Origin of the sequence: Actinopolymorpha sp. B17G11, assembly GCF_040196095.1 — a bacterium.
Taxonomy (GTDB): domain Bacteria; phylum Actinomycetota; class Actinomycetes; order Propionibacteriales; family Actinopolymorphaceae; genus Thermasporomyces.
Window position 1 is genome coordinate 107067 of record NZ_JBEFTW010000022.1, and the last position, 17885, is coordinate 124951.

Consider the following 17885-nt stretch of genomic DNA (forward strand, 5'->3'; position numbering starts at 1 on the left):
ATCACGTGGCTCATACGCAGCCGCTGAGCCGTCTCCTCCCGGGTTTCGCGAACGGCGGGAACGACGCTGTTCGCTCGCGGTGCGTTCGGGTCGTTGTCATGGTCGGTACGGCCCCCTCACACGTCCAGGAAATGCGTCAGCTCGCCTTCGGGGCGCGAGACAACGCCCGAAGCTGTTCGAGGAACGCGTGGGTGTCCTTCTCTCCGGGGTACCGCCGCTGGAGATGCCTGGCCAGCTCCTGGCCGAGCATGACGAAATGCGGTAGGGACGTCCGCGCGTTGGCGATAGCGGCCCGGCCAGAGTCGACGGCACCTTCCAGGTTCCCGGTCCGTGCCGCGACGACACCCAAGGTGAACCTGGCCTCGGCGCGACGCATCGGTGAACGGTCGCCGGTGGTACGGAGTACCTCCTCCGCGAGGTTTTCCGCCATCGCGTCGTCGCCAAGAGTGCGGTAGCAGTCCATGGCATAGAAGTCGAACTTGCTGGGGTCGACGACGAAATGGTGTGCAACGTTGTCGGGGTACGGGAGAGCGTCCAGAATCTGCCGGCCACGGTCCAGCGCCACCTCCACCTGCCGGCGGTCGCCAATCCGCGCCCACGCCTTCGCCTTCTGCGCCGCGAGTTGGACAGATACGGAGTGGTCCTTGGCGGCCTCCGTACCGGCACGGGCAGCCGCTACCACACCTCGGTAGTCGCCGGATGTGAGCGCGAACCAGGCCCGCATCTCCTGTGCCCAGCCCTCGATCTCCCTGTCGCCCGACTCCTGACCGTGAGACAGTGCAGCCCGCCTCGTTGCCTCGGCCGCCGGTTCATGCCCGGCGTCGAACTCGAGGCAGCCAACCAGCAGAGCCAGCCAGCCGGCCAGCGACAGAACCTCCCGGTGCTGGGCGAGAGTGAGCCGACCGTCCCGCAAGTCCGCGACCCGGCCCAGCCACTCCCGTCCGTCGACCACCAGCTGCTCGGCCGGCACGTACGCATACTCGGTACACAGCCGGTCGACCGTGAGCCGCAAGGCATCGAGGGTCGTCCCGTCGAGGTCGGATCTACGCACCCTGGCGATAACCTCCAGAGTGTCCATGCCGGTAGCGGCGACCAGCTCACCACTTGCGTCGCGCCGGCCAACGGGGAACATGGCGTGGCGGGCTGTTCCAAAAGTGGCGGCGATCAGCCCTTGGTACCGGTCATCCGGCTTGTGCTCACCGGCTTCCCATGACTTCCAGCGGCGCAGCACATGCTCCCGGCCAGGTAGCGAGTCTCCTCCATGGGTCAGCAGCGCCCGAACCGCATCGGCCTGCGACCAGCCACGCAGCACACGTTCCCGGCGGATCCGTTCGGCCCATGCAGGAAGATTCACGGCCATGCGTCGAGTGTGGCACGAATGATCGGTGACAGAGGCATGTCACCCAGCTGGCACCTTCCCCCTTCCGTGTGGTCACACCAAGGTCAAACCGTGGCGTGGCGGCAGGTCGGCTGGCCTCCCTGCACATCTCACCCCCGGGTCTCATCCCAGTCGCCGCGCCGCACCCTCCTTTCCCGACGAGCAAAGGTGGTAGCGGTGCGATGGCGGATCGCCAAGTTCCTGGTGTGCATGCTTTTCGGGATCGTGTCGGTGATGGTTGTTTCCCGGTAGACCCACTCGACTCTGGGCTGCTCGACTGGATCTGGTCGGGCCGGCTCAAGGACCAGGGCTACACCGACGTGGACCTCAACACGACCGCCCGCGTCCTGTCCCTGGTGTGCCCGACGTGCAGCGCCGACATCGGCGAGTGGTGCCACACCGCCGCCGGCAACATCCTCGCCCACCTCGACCTGCAACACGTCGCCCGGCGGGGCCTGATCCAGAGGACTACTGAGCTAAGTAGCCGGTGTCGTGAACCCCGCCGTTGGCCGTGATCGGTACGGCAGGTGTGCTGCCGCTTGCGTGCTGCCATACTCCGGACCATGAAAGCGCTTACACGGCGCATCCTGGATGGCGGCGACCGCAGCGCCCAGCCGTCCGACGACAGCGCGAGCGCTCCAAGCACCACGGACGCCGGGGACACCGCGACGACCGACGACAACGCGGACGCTGGCACCGGCGTCACGATCTACGAGGTCGCGGCCCGCGCGGACGTGTCCATCGCGACGGTCTCGCGCGTCCTCCGCGGAAGTTCCAGCGTCGCCCCCGCCACCCGCCGCCGGGTTCTCGACGCCGTGGACGACCTGCGGTACACGCCCAGCCGACTCGGCCGGTCGCTCGCGGAACGCCGGCACGCTGCGCACGGCATCGTCTTCCCCGACCTGTCCGGTCCGTACTTCGCGGAGGTCGTCCTTGGCTACGAGGAGGTGGCCGCCGAACTCGGCCGCTCCGTCCTCATCCTCGCCACGCACGAGCGGCCGGCCGCTCGCGACATGGTGCTCGACCTCGCCTCGCGCGTCGACGGGATGGTCGTCCTCGGGCGGACCGTCGACGACGACGCCGTACGCCACATCGCCGCGACTGGTCGCCGGCTCGTCCTCCTGGCCCGCCCTGCCGTCGCCGGCATCGACTCCATCACGGCCGACAACGACGGCGGCGCCCGCGCCCTCGTCGAGCACCTGGTCAGCCACGGCCATCGCCGGTTCACGTTCCTCGGCGACGAGGCGTCCTCCCCCGACACGCACGCGCGGTGGGTCGCACTCCGGGAGAAGCTCCGCGAGGTCGGAGTCCGGCCGCCGAGTCGTCCGGTGCGCTGCCCGCTCGACGAGGAAGCCGGCTACGAAGCGGCGGGCGGAGTGCTCGACCGCAAGGGCCGGACGCTGCCGGATGTCCTCGTCTGCGCCAACGACGAGATCGCGCTGGGCGCGCTGCTGGCCGCAGAGGAGCGTGGTCTCGCCGTACCGGACGACATCGCCGTCACCGGTTGGGACGACATCATGGCCGCCCGGCACGCCCGTCCCGCGCTGACGACGGTGCGGCAGCCGATGCGCGAGCTCGGTGAGCGGGCGGCGCGGCTGCTCCACGCCCGCGTCGAAGGCACCGCCGCGGCACCGTTTCACGACGTACTTCCCACTCAGCTTGTCGTCCGTACGAGCTGTGGGTCACATGCGGGGACCGACACATCAGGAAGCGCATCACGAAGCGCACCAGGCAGCACCCGAAGTACCCAAGGCACCGCTCCTCTCCACGTCGGCCGCACCGGCTGACCGACTTCGCCAGGAGGTACGTTCATGCCCACCACTCGACGCGTGGTCGCGGCCGCGGCCGCGGGGGCGCTTGCCCTCGCGTTACCCGCCTTTTCGGCGGCGGCCGCTGCCCCGGCAGGCTCCTCGTCCGGATCTTCGGCAACAGCCTCGAGATCCGGCGAGAAACTGACGGCGGCGGACCACACCACGCTCAGAACGTATGCCGAGGACACCTGGGCTTCGATGGACGCCATGGTGTACCCGGAGACCGGCCTCCCGGACGACAACATCACCGGCGATCTCGACCCGCAGGGCCGCGGCGGCTACACCTCGCCCACCAACATCGGTGCGTACATGTGGTCGACCATCGTCGCGCGCGACCTCGGCATGGTCGGCAGGTCCGACGCGCGGAAACGGCTCGCTACGACCCTCGACACCGTTGCGCGGCTGGACCGGCACGACGACTCCGGCATGTTCTACAACTGGTACGACCCGAAGACGCTGGACGTGCTGCGGTCGTGGCCGGATAGCGGCGATCCGATCAAGCCGTTTCTGTCCAGCGTCGACAACGGCTGGCTGGCGGCCGCGCTGATGGTGGTCGAGCGGGCGGAGCCGCAGCTGACGTCGAAAGCCCGTACGCTGCGCAAGTCCATGGACTTCGGCTTCTACTACGACCCGAAGGCCAAGGGCGAGGACGTCAAAGCCGGCCTGATCCGGGGCGGGTTCTGGGACGCGGACCCGACGCCGGAGTGTTCGATCGTGGGCAACTACCGCGACCGCGGGCCGGACGTCTGGTACACGTGCCACCACTACGGCGCGTTCAACTCCGAGCCGCGGATCGCCTCCTACATCGGCATCGCCACCGGGCAGATTCCGCGCGAGCACTACTTCGGACCGTGGCGGACGTTCCCGCCGACCTGCGACTGGTCGTGGACCGAGCAGGTGCCGGTCGGTGAGTGGCGGACCTATCTCGGCGTAGAGGTCTTCGAGGGCGCCTTCGAGTACCGCGGCAAGCGGATCGTGCCGTCGTGGGGCGGCGACATGTTCGAGGCGTTCATGCCTGGGCTGTTCGTGCCCGAGTCCGACTGGGGTACGCACTCCTGGCGGCTGAACCACCCGTTGTACGTACAGGCGCAGATCGAGCACGGCATGGACGAGGCGAAGTACGGCTACTGGGGCTTCTCGCCCTCCAGCAACCCGGCCGGCGGCTACCGCGAGTACGGCGTCGACCAGTTGGGCATCGACGGCGGCTCGTCCACCGCGGGCGGGTACACCTCGGACCAAGAGCGTACGACGGTCACGCCGGCGTACCTCGACTGTCGGGCGGCCGAGCCGGAGCCGACGGCCTACGGCGACGGTGTGGTGACGCCGCACGCGGTGTTCCTCGCTCTGGAGTACGACCCGAAGGCATCGCTCGAGAACCTCGCCAACCTGAGGGCCGACTTCGACGCGTACGGGCCTGGCGGCTTCTACGACGCCGTCGCGGTGAGGTCGGGAACGGTCGCCACGCGGTACCTGTCCCTCGACCAGGGCATGATCATGGGCGCGCTCGGCAACTTCATGGACGACGACTCGCTCCGTGGCTACTTCGTCTCTGACCAGGTGAAGAGTGAGCTGAAGCCGCTCATGCAGATGGAGAGGTTCAGCGCGGGACAGTGAACCCCGGGCGGGCAACCGGGGAGCCGTAAATGACCACGCTGCCCATGCGTGCGGAAGCCGGGACAGGTGTCGGCACCTGTCCACGGACCGCGGGCATGGGCAGCGTGGTCATTTGTGGTTCGGCGGCGGATGACAGCTGACTAGGGTGCGGGCATGGACCAATGCAACGAGTGCGGGTTCACCTATGACCTGGGCGGGGCCACGGAGGCGGGTCCTTCGATCCGCGCGGGAGCGGAGGAGTACGCGACTCTCCTCCGGCGTACCGACCCTGCGGTGACCACCCGGCCGGCCCCCACGGTCTGGTCCCCGCTCGAGTACGGCTGCCATCTCCGGGACGTCCTGCTCGTCCAGCGGGAACGCGTGCTGCACGCTCGCCGTACCCAGCAACCGGCACCGGAGCCGATGGGGCGCGACGAACGCGTCGAGCACGACGGTTATGCCGACCAGGACCCCGCCGACGTGGCCAGACAACTCACCGACGCGGCGCAGCTGTTCGCCCACGTGCTGAGCCGGCTCGGCCGGGGCGACTGGGAGCGGACGCTGGTCTACAACTACCCCGAACCCACCGTACGCAGCCTGCGTTGGGTCGGGGTCCACACCTTGCACGAGGTACGCCACCATCTCCTCGACGCCAACCGCCACCTCTCGTCGAACCTGCCATAGAACCCGGGCGCCCGAACCTGCCGTCGAACCCGGCGCCGAACCTGCCGTCGAACCGGGCGACGCCGACTGACCGGTCCCGAAGCAGCCGCCCGGGCCCATGCCGCCAGTCACTCCAGGCCCGAGTCCTCCGGTGCGTGGCCCGCCAGCTGCGCGAGGGTGTCGAGGGCCGTGGCCAACACGTCCCTCGGTGGCGAGGCAAGGGCGAGCCGCACCGCGTTGGGGACATGCCCCGCCGACACCGTGAACGATCCCGCCGGCGTCACCGCGATCCCCCGGCGCGCGGCCGCCGCCACGAACGTGTCCGCCCGCCAGGGTTCTGGAAGCTCCCACCAGCAGTGGTACGCATGCGGATCCGTACGAAGGTGGAACGCGCCAAGCCGGTCAGCTGCGATCCGCTGCCGCGCGGCCGCGTCCTCGCGTTTGGCTTCGCAGATCACGGCGACGGTTCCGTCGTTCATCCAGCAGGTCGCGGCGTCGAGGGCGAACCGGGTGGCCATCCACGTCCCCGATCTGAGCGCGGCAGCGACATCGGTGGCGATCCGGCGGGGCGGCACGACGAAGCCCAGCGTCAGCCCGGGCGCGACCCGTTTGGAGAGACTGTCGACGACCATGACGCGCTCGGGCTCGAGCACCGCAAGCGGTGGCAGGTCCTGGCGTAGGAACCCGTAGATCGAGTCCTCGATCGCGTACATTCCCTGCTGGCGGATGGCGGCAGCGAGCGCCGCCCGGCGCTCGTCCGGCATCGTGAGGCCCAGCGGGTTGTGCAACGTCGGCTGGACGTAGATCGCGCGTAGTGGTGGACCTTCGGCGAGCGCGTCCGGGATCACGCCGGCCTCGTCCATGGCCAGCGGTACGAGCGTGACGCCGAGTCGAGCGGCGATGCCCTTGACCACGGGATAGGTGAGCCGTTCGACCCCGAGCCGTTCACCGGGCGGGACGAGTGCCGCGATGGCTGCCGCGATCGCCTGCCGGCCGTTACCCGCGAAGAGCAGGTCCGCCGGGTCGGGTGCCCAGCCGCCGCGCGCCAGCAGTGCGGCGGCCGCCTGCCGGGCCCTCGGCGTTCCGGCCGCGCCTACCGGCCGCAGGGTCGCCTCCAACACGTCCGGGCGCACCAGGCTCGCGAGGCTCTTCGCGAGCAGTCCGGCCTGCTCGGGGAGGACGGGAAAGTTCAGCTCCAGGTCGACCCGTGCGGCCGCTGCCGGTTCGGCGAGAGCGGGATCGACCGGGCCTGTCGCGGCACGTACGAATGTCCCGCGTCCGACCTCGCCCACGGCAAGGCCGCGTCGTACCAGCTCGCCGTACACCCGTGCGGCGGTGGAACTGGCGATACCGCGCTCCCGGGCGAACCAACGCTGCGGTGGAAGCCGATCCCCCGGACGCAGCCGCCCCGCCGCGACATCGGCGGCGATCTGGTCGGCAATCGCTCGGTAGTCGTCCATGCACTGGCACCCTCATGAGAATTGCACCGAGAGCATTATTCTTATTGATAGGAGAGATTGCCCCGAATAGCATCGACGTGTCAAGCCGCAGCGGGGAGAGGATCACACCCATGAGCAAGGTGACCCTGGACGGAATCACCGTGGGATACACCGACGAGGGCAGTGGCGAACCACTCGTCCTCGTCCACGGCCATCCGTTCGACCGCTCGATGTGGCAACCACAGGTCGCACACTTCAGCAGGCAGGGATGGCGGGTGATCGTCCCGGACCTTCGCGGGTACGGCGAATCCACCGTCGTTCCAGGACTCACCACGCTGGAGACGTTCGCCCGCGACATCGCCCACCTGCTCGAGCATCTGGGAATCGGTCACCACGTCATCGGCGGCCTGTCGATGGGCGGGCAGATCGTCATGGAGTACTACCGGTTGTTTCCGGACCGGGTGCGTGCGCTGCTTCTCGCCGACACCTTCGCGGCCGGCGAAACCGAACACGGCAAGAAGGTACGCAACGACACCGCCGACAGGGTGCTCCGCGAGGGCATGGAGGGCTACGCCACCGAACTCCTCCCCGGGATGGTGGCACAGCGCACTCTCGAGGCCATGCCGGAGGTCGCCGCGCACGTGCTGGGCATGATGCGGCGTACATCCCCGGCGGGAGCCGCGGCCGCGCTGCGCGGGCGAGCCGAACGACGCGACTACGTGGACATGCTCGCCCGCATCTCCGTGCCGACGCTGGTCGTCGTGGGCAGCGCCGACGAGTTCACCCCGGTCAGTGACGCACGGCTCATCCAGGAACGCATTCCCGACGCGACACTCGCGATCGTCGACGGAGTGGGGCACATGCCCAACCTCGAACGACCCGGTGAGTTCAACGCCGCGTTCGAGAAACTGCTTCACTCCCTGCCCAGAACCGCTTAGCCTCGATCTTTCAGCTGGCTGGTGGCGAGTCCGGTGACCAACCCGACGTGAATGAGAACGCCGTGAACGAAGGCCGCAGTCTTCCGCTTACAGAACTACCGCCGCTCGACGGTGAACTGTCGCTGGACACCGACGTCCGAGCGGCCGCCGCCGACGACTTCGGGCACGTGGTCGAACGCATGCCGCTGGCGGTGCTGCGTCCTGGCTCGGTCCAGGACATCGCCCTCGTCACCAGATGGGCAGCGGACAACGGGTGGAAGATCGCCGCCCGCGGACAAGGCCATTCCACCTTCGGCCGTTCACAGGTCGACACCGGCATCGTCATCGACATGACAGGTTTCGGCGACATCCATCGCGTCGGCGAGGATCACATCGTCGTCGGCGCGGGTGCGACGTGGCGTTCGGTGCTCGCCGCCACGCTGCCGCGCAAGCTCACGCCGCCGGTCCTCACGAACTACCTCGACCTTTCCGTCGGGGGCACACTTTCCGTCGGCGGAATCGGCGGGACCACGCACAGGTACGGCATGGCGACCGACAATGTGCGCGAGCTCGAGGTGGTCACCGGTGAAGGCAAGGTTCTCACCTGTTCGAGGGAGGAGAACCCCGAGCTGTTCGACTGCGTACGCGCCGGGCTCGGGCAGTTCGCCCTCATCACCCGCGCGACGCTGTCGCTCGTCGCCGCTCCGGATCGGGCCCGCAGGTACGCCCTTGTCTACCCGGACCTGGAAAGCCTGGCCGCCGACCAGCGGCTGCTGCTGCGAAAAGGTCGCGCGGACCATCTCCAAGGCTCGATCCTCGCCCCCGACGGTCGCTGGCGACACCAGCTGGAGATGGTGGTCTTCCACGCGTCAGGCGACCAGCCGGACGACGACGCGGTGCTGGCCGGTCTCGCGGACGACCGCGCCCAGGCCCAGATCGACGACCTCTCGTACCGCGAGTACGTGGAGGCCTTCGACAAGTTCGAAGAACTCCTGCGTACGACGGGTGAGTGGGCGAACGCGCACCCGTGGTGGCTGACCTTCCTGCCTGGTTCGGCAGCGGAGGAGACCGCCGCCGGCGTCCTTGCCGACATCGAGCCCCAGGACCTCGGCGTGCACGGTCTCGTCACGTTCTACCCGTTGACCATTGACGCGATCAGGACACCGTTGGTGACGATGCCCGCCGGCGATGTCGCGTTCACCTTCAATCTCATCCGGTTCGCCTCGACCGACACCCAGCAGGTTACACACATGCTGGAACAGAACCGGGCGCTCTATCCCCGCATCCGTGCCGCTGGCGGGGTGGTCTATCCCGTGAGCGCCTTCCCTCTCACCCCTTCGGAGTGGGAGGAGCACCTCGGTGCCAGGTGGCCGGTGGTGCGCAACGCGAAGGAACGCTTCGACCCGGCGCACTGCCTTACTCCCGGCTACGAGGTGTTCTGAGACAGGGCGTTCGCGAGATGATGAGAACCGCCGCACGCCCTGGCCAGCCTGCCTCGGAGGATGCCCATGCCGGTCCCGGATCGCGCGACAGTGGTGAAACCCCTGACGCTGACCGACAGCGAGGTCCATTTCTATGCCGCGCAGGGATTCCTCTGCCTGCCCGGGTTCGTGTCGGCCGATGCCGTCGAAGGCCTGCGTACCGAGGTGTTCGAGGTTCTCGACGCCAACGGCGTGTCGCGGGAGTCTCTCGCCCGGGCGACGAAGACCGCGGACAAGCTTCGCCAGTGCCCGCAGTACCTCGCGGACTCCCTGCTCGACAGCCTCATCAACGGCTCGGCGACACTCGACGTGGCGTCCCGGCTGATCGGCGGGCGAGCGATCCGGTACCTCCCGTTCACGGCCGTGAAGGCCGGTGGCGGTGGTGGAACATTCCATCTCCACCAGGACAACAACTACACGCGGCACGACCCGGCGCTCGGCTCGATCAACATCTGGGTCGCACTCGAGGACATGACCCCCGAGAACGGCTGCCTGCAGATCATGCCCGGATCGCATCGCGAACAGCTCGACTCCCGTACCAGCGACGACGGCGACAGTCACCGGCAGGTCGACGTCGATCCGTTGCACTGCCTACCGATCCGGATGCGGGCGGGCGATGCCGTCGCGTTCTCCCGGTGGACGGTGCACGGATCCGGCCCCAACAGCACGGACCGGCCGCGGCTGGCCTACGCGCTGCAGTATCACCGGGAGGACGTGCGGTGGTACGACAAGGACACCGACACGTGGAGGGCCCTCGTCGACACACCGAAGTTCGCCACACCACCGGTCACGCACCTCGGCCCGTCAACGTCCTCCTGACCCGATGAACGGATTCCAGGCACGGACGCTCACGACTTCGACACCCGGCGTCGCGTAGTAGGGGTCGTCGGCCAGGATCTGCTCCACGCCCGCGCGGTCGGTGTCGAACACCAACGCGGCACCCGAGTCATCGGCCCATGGTCCCGCCATCACGAGCCGGCCCTCGGCGTACAACTGCTGCAGGCGGGCCCGGTGGGCCGGACGCGATTCCATGCGTCGGGGATCATCGTTGAACTTCAGTTCGAGGAGGAACATACCCGCACGCTAGGGCCTTCCACGGGCCGTTGGCTGTATCGCGCGATACTGGGCTCGAGGTGGGCCGTGAGGATGGGGCCGTGAGGGACCAGATCGGCGCGTTGGCGACTGTGCCGTTGTTCAGCATGCTTGGCGACCAGCGACTCCGAAGGCTGGCCGCACACTCAGCTGTTCGTACCATTGCCAGCGGGACTGTGGTCGCCACCCGCGGCGAACCGGCGTCCCACCTGCTGGTCGTCGAATCTGGCGCGTTGGCCGCCTTCCATGACAGCACCCAGGGCCGCCGCGTCAACCTCGGCGACTTCCACGCACCCTGCGCGGTGGACAAGGCCGCCGTCCTCGACAGCGGTGGCCACACCGCCACCTGGCAGGCAAGCGGCACCACCCGACTCCGGCGAATCCCCCGCGACGAGGTCCTGGCGCTCGTCGACGACGTTCCCGCCGTACGCCGTCACGTCCTTGCCCACCTCGCCGCACAGGTACGCCACCACCAGACCGAACGCATCCGCGCTACCCTTGACGACGCCACCGCCCGGGCCGCGGCGTGGCTCGTTCAGGCCGCCGCCACACATGGGCGAAGGATCCCTCTGCCCCAAGGGCAACAGGGCCTCGGTGAGGCCATCGGCGCTACCCGGGTGACCACCAACCGAGCCCTTCGCCACCTCGCACGTGACGAGCTCATCCGGATCGAGCCAGGCGCCCTTGTCGTGCTGGCCCCGGAACTCCTTGCCCATCGGGCAGCTTCCTCGTCGCGTGAGAAGTCCGACCACGTTCCCGTCGACCCACATGGGAGATTTCTGCATGCTGAAAGTGATTGGTGCCGGCTTCCCAAGAACCGGCACCTATTCCCTGCGAGCCGCGTTGATGACCATCCTCGGTGGCGACTGCTACCACATGCGTACGGTCAACGAGCACGACGATCACGTCGCGGAATGGCGCGGCGCCCTCCGCGACGAGCCGCCAGAGTGGCATTCACTGTTCGAGGGATGCACGGCCGCCGTCGACTGGCCGGTGTCCAGCTTCTGGCGGGAGATCAGCGCCGCCTTCCCTGACGCGCTGATCCTGCTGTCCGTACGCAAGGACGCGGGCACCTGGTGGCGCAGCTTCGACGAGAACATCCTCCCCCGCGTCCGGCGCCCGCCGGAACCCGGTAGGGAGTCCCGGCACGCGATGAGCCTCGAACTCCTCGCCCGGGAGATCGGCCCGCACTGGGACGACGAAGGACAGGCCGTGGAGGCGTACGAACGCCACCTCGACAACGTACGCACCACCGTCCCCTCCTCGCGCCTGCTGGTCTGGCAGGCCGAGCAGGGATGGCCGCCGCTGTGCCAGGCACTGGACGTCCCGATCCCGTCAGAACCCTTTCCGTGCCTCAACACCACGGCCCAACGACGCCAGTACGCCAAGGACCGGATCCGGGCCGCGGACGCGTCCTGAGTCCGAGCCCCGACAGAAGGCGAGAATCACCAGCTGGTGATGGTGTTCTCCTCGATGTAGGCCAGGTTGAGGTCCTGTCCCAGCCCTGGACGTGTCGGCATGTGGACGAAGCCCTCGGCGTCCAACTCGTCGATCGCGGAGTTGAGGTGCGGGGGCACCTCGTCGTAGTCGTAATGGGGATGCAGCAGGCCGCGTTCGTACCACCGGCCGACGATCGTGCCGCCCAACACAGCGAGGTTGCCGGCGCCGCCGCCGTGGATCTCACACTCCATGTTGAAAGCCTCCGCGAGGTGGACGACTTTCATGGTCGGCGTGATGCCGCCGCAGTCACCGACTCCGGCCCGGACGATGTCGCACGCTCCGGCGACGATCCACTCGGCGCGGGTGAACCCCTTGCCCCACGCGGTTTCCGGGCCGATCACCGGAATGTCCAGCTGGTCGGCAAGCCACTTGTACGACTGGATGGAGGCCTCCTCCATCGGCTCTTCGTACCAGTAGTAACCGAGCTTCTCCAGCGACCGACCGAGCGTGAGTGCCTGCAGCCGGTTGTACCAGTGGTTGGCGTCGAGCATCAGCGGCACGTCCGGCCCGACCGCTTCGCGCACCGCGGCGCAGGCCTTCGCGTCCATGCCGATGTCCGGCGCGAACGACACCGGCGGCATCCAGGTGTGCAGCTTGATCGCGCTGTAGCCACGGGCGACGAGCTGCTCGGCGAAGGCGCCGTAGTCCTCCGGCGTCGCCAGGCCACCCGCGATCTCGTCGCCGCACATGGTGCTGGCGTACGCGGGCACCTTGCTCCGCCCACCGCCGAGCAGCTTCCACACCGGCATGCCGAGGCGGCGTCCCTCCAGGTCCCAGAGCGCCATGTCGACGCATCCGAGGGCCCGGTCGGTGAAGCCGCCGCCGGACCCGCGCTGGGTCTGCGCCATCGCGTGCCACAGGCGTTCGCGGTCGCTCGGGTCCTGGCCGACAAGGATGTTCCTGACGTGGCCGGCGAGGATCGGCTCCCGGAGCTGGTCCGCCGATGTCAGGCAGTACCCAGTCGCGCCGTCGCTGTCGATGACGCGCAGCAGTGCCTGCCGTACCTCGTGGGCCTCGCCGGGATGGGTGTGCCCGTCGCTGTCCCTGGATGTCTTCGACACCGTACGAAACACACTGACGGACACGCTCTCGATCATCGCGTTCACGGACATCACCTCTCGTCGATCTGGCTCGGGAAGCGGGGCGGCGCTGGAACGAGTTGCCGCAGGGATTGAGTACCTTCCGGCGTCCCTGACGTAGGGGGTCGTAGAGCACGGAGATCCGACCCACGCCACCCGGCATGGGCTTGTCGCCGTGCAGGGACGAGGAGGGACTCATGCGTTGGTCTGGCGTCATGTTCGCTGGAATGGCGGCCGTTGCCGTCCTGGTGGCTGGCTGCGCCGGCTCCGACAGTGGCACGTCGACGACGGAGGGTGGGAGCGCCAGCGGCGGTAGCGGTAGCGAGGCACTCACGATCACGTCGCCCGAGGACGGTGCGGAGGTGACCTCGCCGTTCACGTTGGAGTTCGATGCCGGAGACATCGGTCCGGAGGAAACCGGCAAGGATCACGTCCACATCTTCGTCGATGGCGAGGAGTCCGACTACACCGTCGTCACCGAGAACACCTTCGAGATCGAAGGGCTGCCTGCGGGCGAGCACACCGTCACCATCACCAAGCAGCACGCCGACCACTCGCCCACCGGGGACGAAGTGGAGATCACCGTGGACGTCACCGGCGATGACCCCTCCGGCGACACCTCGGGTGACACGTCGGACGACACCGGAAACGACCAGCCGGACTATGACTACTGAACGAGGGCGGCGTAGATCGGTCGCGGCGACTTCGGCCAGAGTCGAGCGGTACAACCGACGCACCCGGTGGTTCCACGCCGGCATCTACGTCACCGTTCTGATTCTGTTGGCGACCGGCTGGTGGCTGACGCTCGGACACGAAGGGCAGCCGAGCCCACTGGCATGGATCTTCCGGACTCCTGACACGGTCCTCCACACGAACACCGGCTGGGTCGTCGCCATCCTCTCACTCGGCGGGTTGGCGTTCGGCGCCCGCGCGGTGCGCGTCTTCGTCAGGGAGACGTTGCGGGTCGACCGGTCGGACGGACGCTGGCTCGTGCGGTGGCCACGAGCGGTCTTCACCGGCCGGTTCGACCGCCACGAGGGCCACTTCGATCCCGGTCAACGGGTGCTCAACGTGGCTCTGACGCTTGGGCTCGTCGTCCTGATCGGCAGCGGCGTGGGGATGGCCTGGCTGCATGGCGGGCCCGCGTTCGTCGTGCTCGTACGCCTGCACACCTGGGCCACGTACGCCGTCACTCCCCTGATCCTCGGTCACATCGTCGTCGCGGCAGGCATCCTGCCGGGCTACCGGGGCGTGTGGAGGTCCATGCATCTCGGCGGCCGACTCGACGTCTCGGTGGCTCGCCGGCTCTGGCCGGGCTGGTACGAACGCCAGGAAGCCGCGCCGGACAAGCAGGACGAGCAGGCGACCCGAGCGCGCGGAGCTCACCGATAGCGACCGGCCGGGAATTCGGAGCGAGCGACGACAAGTGCGACCGTGCCCGTCGGAACTATCAGGCTGGAACGGTCTGGAGTACGCCGGTCAGTCGGTCGTAGCGGTGGACCTTGGTCGAAGACGCGGCCGGATCCTGGAGATCCGTCACGCGGACGACCAGGACACCGTGCCGTACATCGTCGTCGGTGCTGATCCGGAGCCACGGCTCGCCGGCACGCAGCGCCGTCACCTCCTCCAGCAAGCATAACCCGGGCCATCGGCCGGGTCGATGTCGATGCCTCCGTCTTCGCGAAGTGTGAACGTGAGCACGAGGTTCCCCCGCCCGCCGTCCGCGTCGCCGATGAAGTCGTACAGCGGGGCGGGATCGCCGACGTAGTACCTGAAACGTCCGAGCCCAGTCACATCCATGCCGTTGTAGAAGTTACGGCCCGCGGGATCGAGCCAGAAGTGCGGATTGTGGGTGGGCGCGCTGAAGTCCGGACCGGAGTTGTACGAGATGTGCCAGTGCGGCGGGTTGTCGGCGTGCAGGGTGTTGTTGGTCTCGAAGCCCATCAGGACGAACCGGTGCCCCTTCGCCGCCGCGACGTCCACCATCCCGGAGTCACGGCAGATCGCATGTGCCGCGACGAGTTGGTGCACCACGGACCGGACTTCGCCGGCTGGCCACGGCACCGTCGTCCACGGACCCGCCACGCGGTCGGGGTCATTGTGCTCGATCCGCCAGTTCATGCCAGGCGAGATGTCGGGGTGGCTCCACACCTGGATCGTCGGTTGGTTCGCGTTGACCGACACCTGCGACATCGGGAGGGTGAACGCAAGACCGTGCCGGTCGGTCGGATCCGGACGGATCGGCAGCCGCAGGTCCTGGTGGATGACAGTCTCCACTGTCGTGTCCGGCCACCGGAGGTTCACCTCGATGCCCGCGGCGTCGTGCGGACCACGGACGAACGTGTAGTACTCCGCGCGCGAGGCCACGGAGTAGTTCGCGCCCGGCACGAGGTCGTAGCCGGCGGGAAGCGTGATCTCGGGCTGACTGGGCTCACCGGGTAGACGTCGTACAACTCGAAAGGCGGCATAGGCCAGCTCCGCTCCGTGCGCGGTGCCGGGCACTGCCGCTGCCAGGCCGATTGCCGGTACGCCGGCGAGCAGGCAGCGCCGGGTCAGTGGTCGAGGCATCTGGTGTCTCCCTCGTCGATCGGCCGCGGTGCCCGTCGTCATCGTCGTGCGGATCAGCAGCTTTGATCTTCGGCGTCGACCTTGGCCTTGGCAACACACATCAACCAAACATGACGGCCGAGCACTGCCAGGTCCTTCGACCAGGTTCGAAAGAGCTGGTCATTCGCCTCGTACGAGCGGATGATCTTGGAGTGAACCTCTGCAGGAAGCACGCGGGAACGGCCACGGGGAGCGCGGCGCCGGCCGTTCGTCGTGCCGCCGCGACGGCGTTCCTGCTTCTCGGCGCGAGCACGCTCGCCGCTTGCGGTTCCGGCGGTGACGCCGTTGACCCGACCGACGCTGCCGAACAGTCGCCCTCACGGTCCGCGTCGCCGACTCCGAGCACGTCACCCGAGGAGTACAGGAAGACGCTGGCGGCTGCGGGCGCGCCCGTCGATGCCGCACTCGCGAAGGTGACGGCGGCGAAATCGCTGCCTACGTTGAACAACCGTCTGGCGGCGGCAGGGCGCGTCGCAGCCGAGACTGCTGCCAAGCTCGACGAGGTGCGACCGCCGAACGGCGAGGAGTCGGCCCACCTCGAACTCCTCGCCGGCCTCCAGTCCTTCCAGGTCTCGGCCGAGAGCGCGGTGGCGTCACCCGCTCGGGACAACTCCTGCAGGGCAGCGGTTCCTCCGTCGAGCGTCGTCGCCAACCTCGACGTCGCTTCGTTGAACCAGGCAGTCAGGAGCCTCGAGACCAGGGGCTACGACACCGGCATCCACCCGGTGGCCGTTCCGAACGTGTCGAGCCGCCGGCTGCGCCATGGACAGTTCGTGCGGTCCGGGTCGCGTACCGGCAACGGCACGCTGGTCATCGACAACGGCGGCGACACGGATGCCTTCGTCGCGTTCGCGACGGGCAAGTCGCAGACCTTCTCGGTGTACGTACGCAAGGGTGGCACGTTCACCGTCCACGGCATCCGCTTTGGCACCTACTCCGGTTACTTCGCCACCGGTGAGGACTTCGACTCCCGGGCCAAGGGCTTCACCCGCAACTGCGGCTTCGAAAAGTTCGACGAGCCCTTCAGCTACCCGAGCGGATACCAGTCGACATTCACGATCACCCTGCACACTGTCGTCGGTGGTGATGCATCAACGACCGAACTCGACCCGAGCCAGTTCCCGTCCTGAGGTCGCACGGGAGGCAGCCGATCAGGTCCGTCCCCTCCCACCAGAATCGGACGTCGGGCCGAATGCGGATGCGCTCGCGTACTGGCTCGCCCGGGCGCGGACGTCCCGCAGGTACGCGCTGGAGTGGTTGTACGACAGGATCGCCCGGCGCCAGCCGGATTCGCTACTCAGATCGCCTCCCGCCGCGCAGAGATAGCGCGCTGCCGCCATGGCCGCGTCGTCCAGATCATGTGGATCCTTGCGGCCATTGCCGTCGCCGTCAGTGCCAGCGATCGCCCACGTGTCCGGGATGAACTGCATCGGCCCGACGGCTCGATCCCACACCGGGTCGCCGTCGAGCCGCCCACCGTCCGTGTCCCGGATCGCACGGATGTCGGGCCTGCCGTTCAACGCGATGCCGAAGATGGGAATCGACGGTCGCCCGTCCGCGCGAAGGAGCCGACCCCCGATGTGACCGTGGTGCGATTCGACCGACCCGATGCCTGCCAGGGTGGACCAGTGCAACCGGCATCCCGGATCGTCGGCCCCGACCCTTGCCTCCGCGGTGGCGTACGCCTCCAACGCCCGGACGGGAATACCGGCGCGCTGGCCGGCGTACACCGCCCACATGCGTACCGGTGACGCATCCAGGCGATCCTCGCCTCGCTGGTGGTGGCCGGCATGTCCCGGGAGTCCGCCATGTGGCGGTGACGCCCCGCGCAGATTCGTCACGAACCCCGCCACCACCGGTGTGGCCACCATGGCAAGGACGACGAACAGCGAAGCCTGGCCGCGCAGACGGTCACGGATCTCCACCGCGCGGGCGGAAATCTGGCCGAGGAAGTTCGGCCACCTCACCGGAAAACGAAGCTCTCCGGTGCATCGAAGGATCCTCTTGCGCACACGTGAAGGCGAGCCGACGCCGGCTGCGTACAGACGTTCGCGCCGGCCCTGCTTCCACTACGTGGCAAGGGCTGCATCCGGTGAACAGTAGCAACCCGACACTGGACCGCCAATCCCACAAGGCGGGATCCGTTCGGCGACCACTCGTGTCCCTACCGCACAGCGTGCCGCCCGGCGGTCAGGTGGTGTCGCGGCAGGCCGCGTCCAGAGAGAACCGCGGTTGGTAGCCGAGAAACGTCCGCGCCCTCGCGATGGAGAGCAGGCCGGCGCGCCCGGGCAGGGGTTCGCGCAGCTGCGGAAGCAGTTCCGGCCG

18 protein-coding genes and 1 pseudogene are annotated in these 17885 nt (G+C 68.3%); 12 read left to right on the top strand and 7 right to left on the bottom strand.

The window, feature by feature from the left end; all coding sequences use genetic code 11:
* Window positions 1-136 precede the first annotated feature (136 nt).
* Complete coding sequence (locus ABN028_RS21845; RefSeq protein ID WP_349697913.1) at window positions 137-1360, bottom strand: NsdA family TPR-like regulatory protein; 1224 nt, start codon at window positions 1358-1360, stop codon at window positions 137-139.
* Between the two features lie 200 nt (window positions 1361-1560).
* Here ABN028_RS21845 and ABN028_RS21850 point away from each other — a divergent pair, with 200 nt between their 5' ends.
* The 4 genes from ABN028_RS21850 (at window position 1561) to ABN028_RS21865 (ending at window position 5466) form a co-directional block, all read left to right on the top strand.
* Window positions 1561-1893: a zinc finger domain-containing protein gene (locus ABN028_RS21850; RefSeq protein WP_349330904.1), complete on the top strand. Its 333-nt coding sequence runs from the start codon at window positions 1561-1563 to the stop codon at window positions 1891-1893.
* Between the two features lie 48 nt (window positions 1894-1941).
* On the top strand, window positions 1942-3165 hold the full coding sequence (locus ABN028_RS21855; protein ID WP_349330903.1) for a LacI family DNA-binding transcriptional regulator: 1224 nt from the start codon (window positions 1942-1944) through the stop codon (window positions 3163-3165).
* Window positions 3166-3189: 24 nt separating this feature from the next.
* On the top strand, window positions 3190-4803 hold the full coding sequence (locus ABN028_RS21860) for a glucoamylase family protein (protein ID WP_349697914.1): 1614 nt from the start codon (window positions 3190-3192) through the stop codon (window positions 4801-4803).
* 153 nt (window positions 4804-4956) lie between these two features.
* Complete coding sequence (locus tag ABN028_RS21865; RefSeq protein WP_349330901.1) at window positions 4957-5466, top strand: DinB family protein; 510 nt, start codon at window positions 4957-4959, stop codon at window positions 5464-5466.
* A gap of 107 nt (window positions 5467-5573) precedes the next feature.
* Here the strand turns inward: ABN028_RS21865 and ABN028_RS21870 are convergent, their stop codons facing one another.
* Complete coding sequence (locus tag ABN028_RS21870; protein ID WP_349697915.1) at window positions 5574-6905, bottom strand: aminotransferase-like domain-containing protein; 1332 nt, start codon at window positions 6903-6905, stop codon at window positions 5574-5576.
* Window positions 6906-7015: 110 nt separating this feature from the next.
* On the opposite strand from ABN028_RS21870, the gene ABN028_RS21875 reads away from it, so the two are divergent.
* The 3 genes from ABN028_RS21875 to ABN028_RS21885 all read left to right on the top strand — a co-directional run bounded on the left by ABN028_RS21875 (window position 7016) and on the right by ABN028_RS21885 (window position 10101).
* Entirely contained in the window at window positions 7016-7822 is an 807-nt protein-coding gene (locus tag ABN028_RS21875; RefSeq protein ID WP_349330899.1) for an alpha/beta fold hydrolase, read from the top strand.
* 62 nt (window positions 7823-7884) lie between these two features.
* On the top strand, window positions 7885-9243 hold the full coding sequence (locus tag ABN028_RS21880; protein ID WP_349697916.1) for an FAD-binding protein: 1359 nt from the start codon (window positions 7885-7887) through the stop codon (window positions 9241-9243).
* A 66-nt stretch (window positions 9244-9309) separates the two neighbouring features.
* Window positions 9310-10101 carry a phytanoyl-CoA dioxygenase family protein gene (locus ABN028_RS21885; protein ID WP_349697917.1) on the top strand — a complete coding sequence of 264 codons (792 nt, stop codon included), beginning with the start codon at window positions 9310-9312 and terminating at the stop codon, window positions 10099-10101.
* Here the strand turns inward: ABN028_RS21885 and ABN028_RS21890 are convergent.
* A complete protein-coding gene (locus tag ABN028_RS21890; protein WP_349330896.1) occupies window positions 10087-10356 on the bottom strand; it encodes a YciI family protein in 270 nt (89 codons plus the stop codon). The two genes, ABN028_RS21885 and ABN028_RS21890, sit on opposite strands and share 15 nt — an antisense overlap.
* A gap of 125 nt (window positions 10357-10481) precedes the next feature.
* Between ABN028_RS21890 and ABN028_RS35440 the strand changes: the two are divergent.
* Together ABN028_RS35440 and ABN028_RS21900 are read left to right on the top strand one after the other, a co-directional pair.
* A pseudogene (locus tag ABN028_RS35440) lies at window positions 10482-11030 on the top strand (Crp/Fnr family transcriptional regulator); the annotation flags it as partial.
* A gap of 127 nt (window positions 11031-11157) precedes the next feature.
* Complete coding sequence (locus ABN028_RS21900) at window positions 11158-11793, top strand: sulfotransferase family protein (RefSeq protein WP_349330894.1); 636 nt, start codon at window positions 11158-11160, stop codon at window positions 11791-11793.
* A gap of 26 nt (window positions 11794-11819) precedes the next feature.
* Here ABN028_RS21900 and ABN028_RS21905 read toward each other — a convergent pair whose 3' ends face one another.
* Window positions 11820-12971: an enolase C-terminal domain-like protein gene (locus ABN028_RS21905; RefSeq protein WP_349697925.1), complete on the bottom strand. Its 1152-nt coding sequence runs from the start codon at window positions 12969-12971 to the stop codon at window positions 11820-11822.
* Window positions 12972-13150: 179 nt separating this feature from the next.
* Here ABN028_RS21905 and ABN028_RS21910 point away from each other — a divergent pair, with 179 nt between their 5' ends.
* The gene (locus tag ABN028_RS21910; RefSeq protein WP_349330893.1) at window positions 13151-13627 is read left to right on the top strand and encodes an Ig-like domain-containing protein; all 477 of its coding nucleotides are present in this window, start codon (window positions 13151-13153) and stop codon (window positions 13625-13627) included.
* Entirely contained in the window at window positions 13617-14345 is a 729-nt protein-coding gene (locus tag ABN028_RS21915; RefSeq protein ID WP_349697919.1) for a cytochrome b/b6 domain-containing protein, read from the top strand. Before ABN028_RS21910 ends, ABN028_RS21915 begins: the two co-directional genes overlap by 11 nt.
* A gap of 58 nt (window positions 14346-14403) precedes the next feature.
* On the opposite strand, the gene ABN028_RS21920 is transcribed toward ABN028_RS21915, so the two are convergent.
* Entirely contained in the window at window positions 14404-14574 is a 171-nt protein-coding gene (locus tag ABN028_RS21920; RefSeq protein ID WP_349697920.1) for a hypothetical protein, read from the bottom strand.
* A complete protein-coding gene (locus ABN028_RS21925; protein WP_349697921.1) occupies window positions 14571-15521 on the bottom strand; it encodes a hypothetical protein in 951 nt (316 codons plus the stop codon). The genes ABN028_RS21920 and ABN028_RS21925 overlap by 4 nt, the downstream gene beginning before the upstream one ends.
* 191 nt (window positions 15522-15712) lie before the next feature.
* Between ABN028_RS21925 and ABN028_RS21930 the strand changes: the two genes are divergently transcribed.
* Window positions 15713-16690, top strand: a complete 978-nt coding sequence (locus tag ABN028_RS21930; protein ID WP_349697922.1) for a hypothetical protein — start codon at window positions 15713-15715, stop codon at window positions 16688-16690.
* A gap of 21 nt (window positions 16691-16711) precedes the next feature.
* On the opposite strand, the gene ABN028_RS21935 is transcribed toward ABN028_RS21930, so the two are convergent.
* Window positions 16712-17527, bottom strand: coding sequence for a lytic transglycosylase domain-containing protein (locus ABN028_RS21935; protein WP_349697923.1), 816 nt, complete (start codon window positions 17525-17527; stop codon window positions 16712-16714).
* Window positions 17528-17885 lie beyond the last annotated feature (358 nt).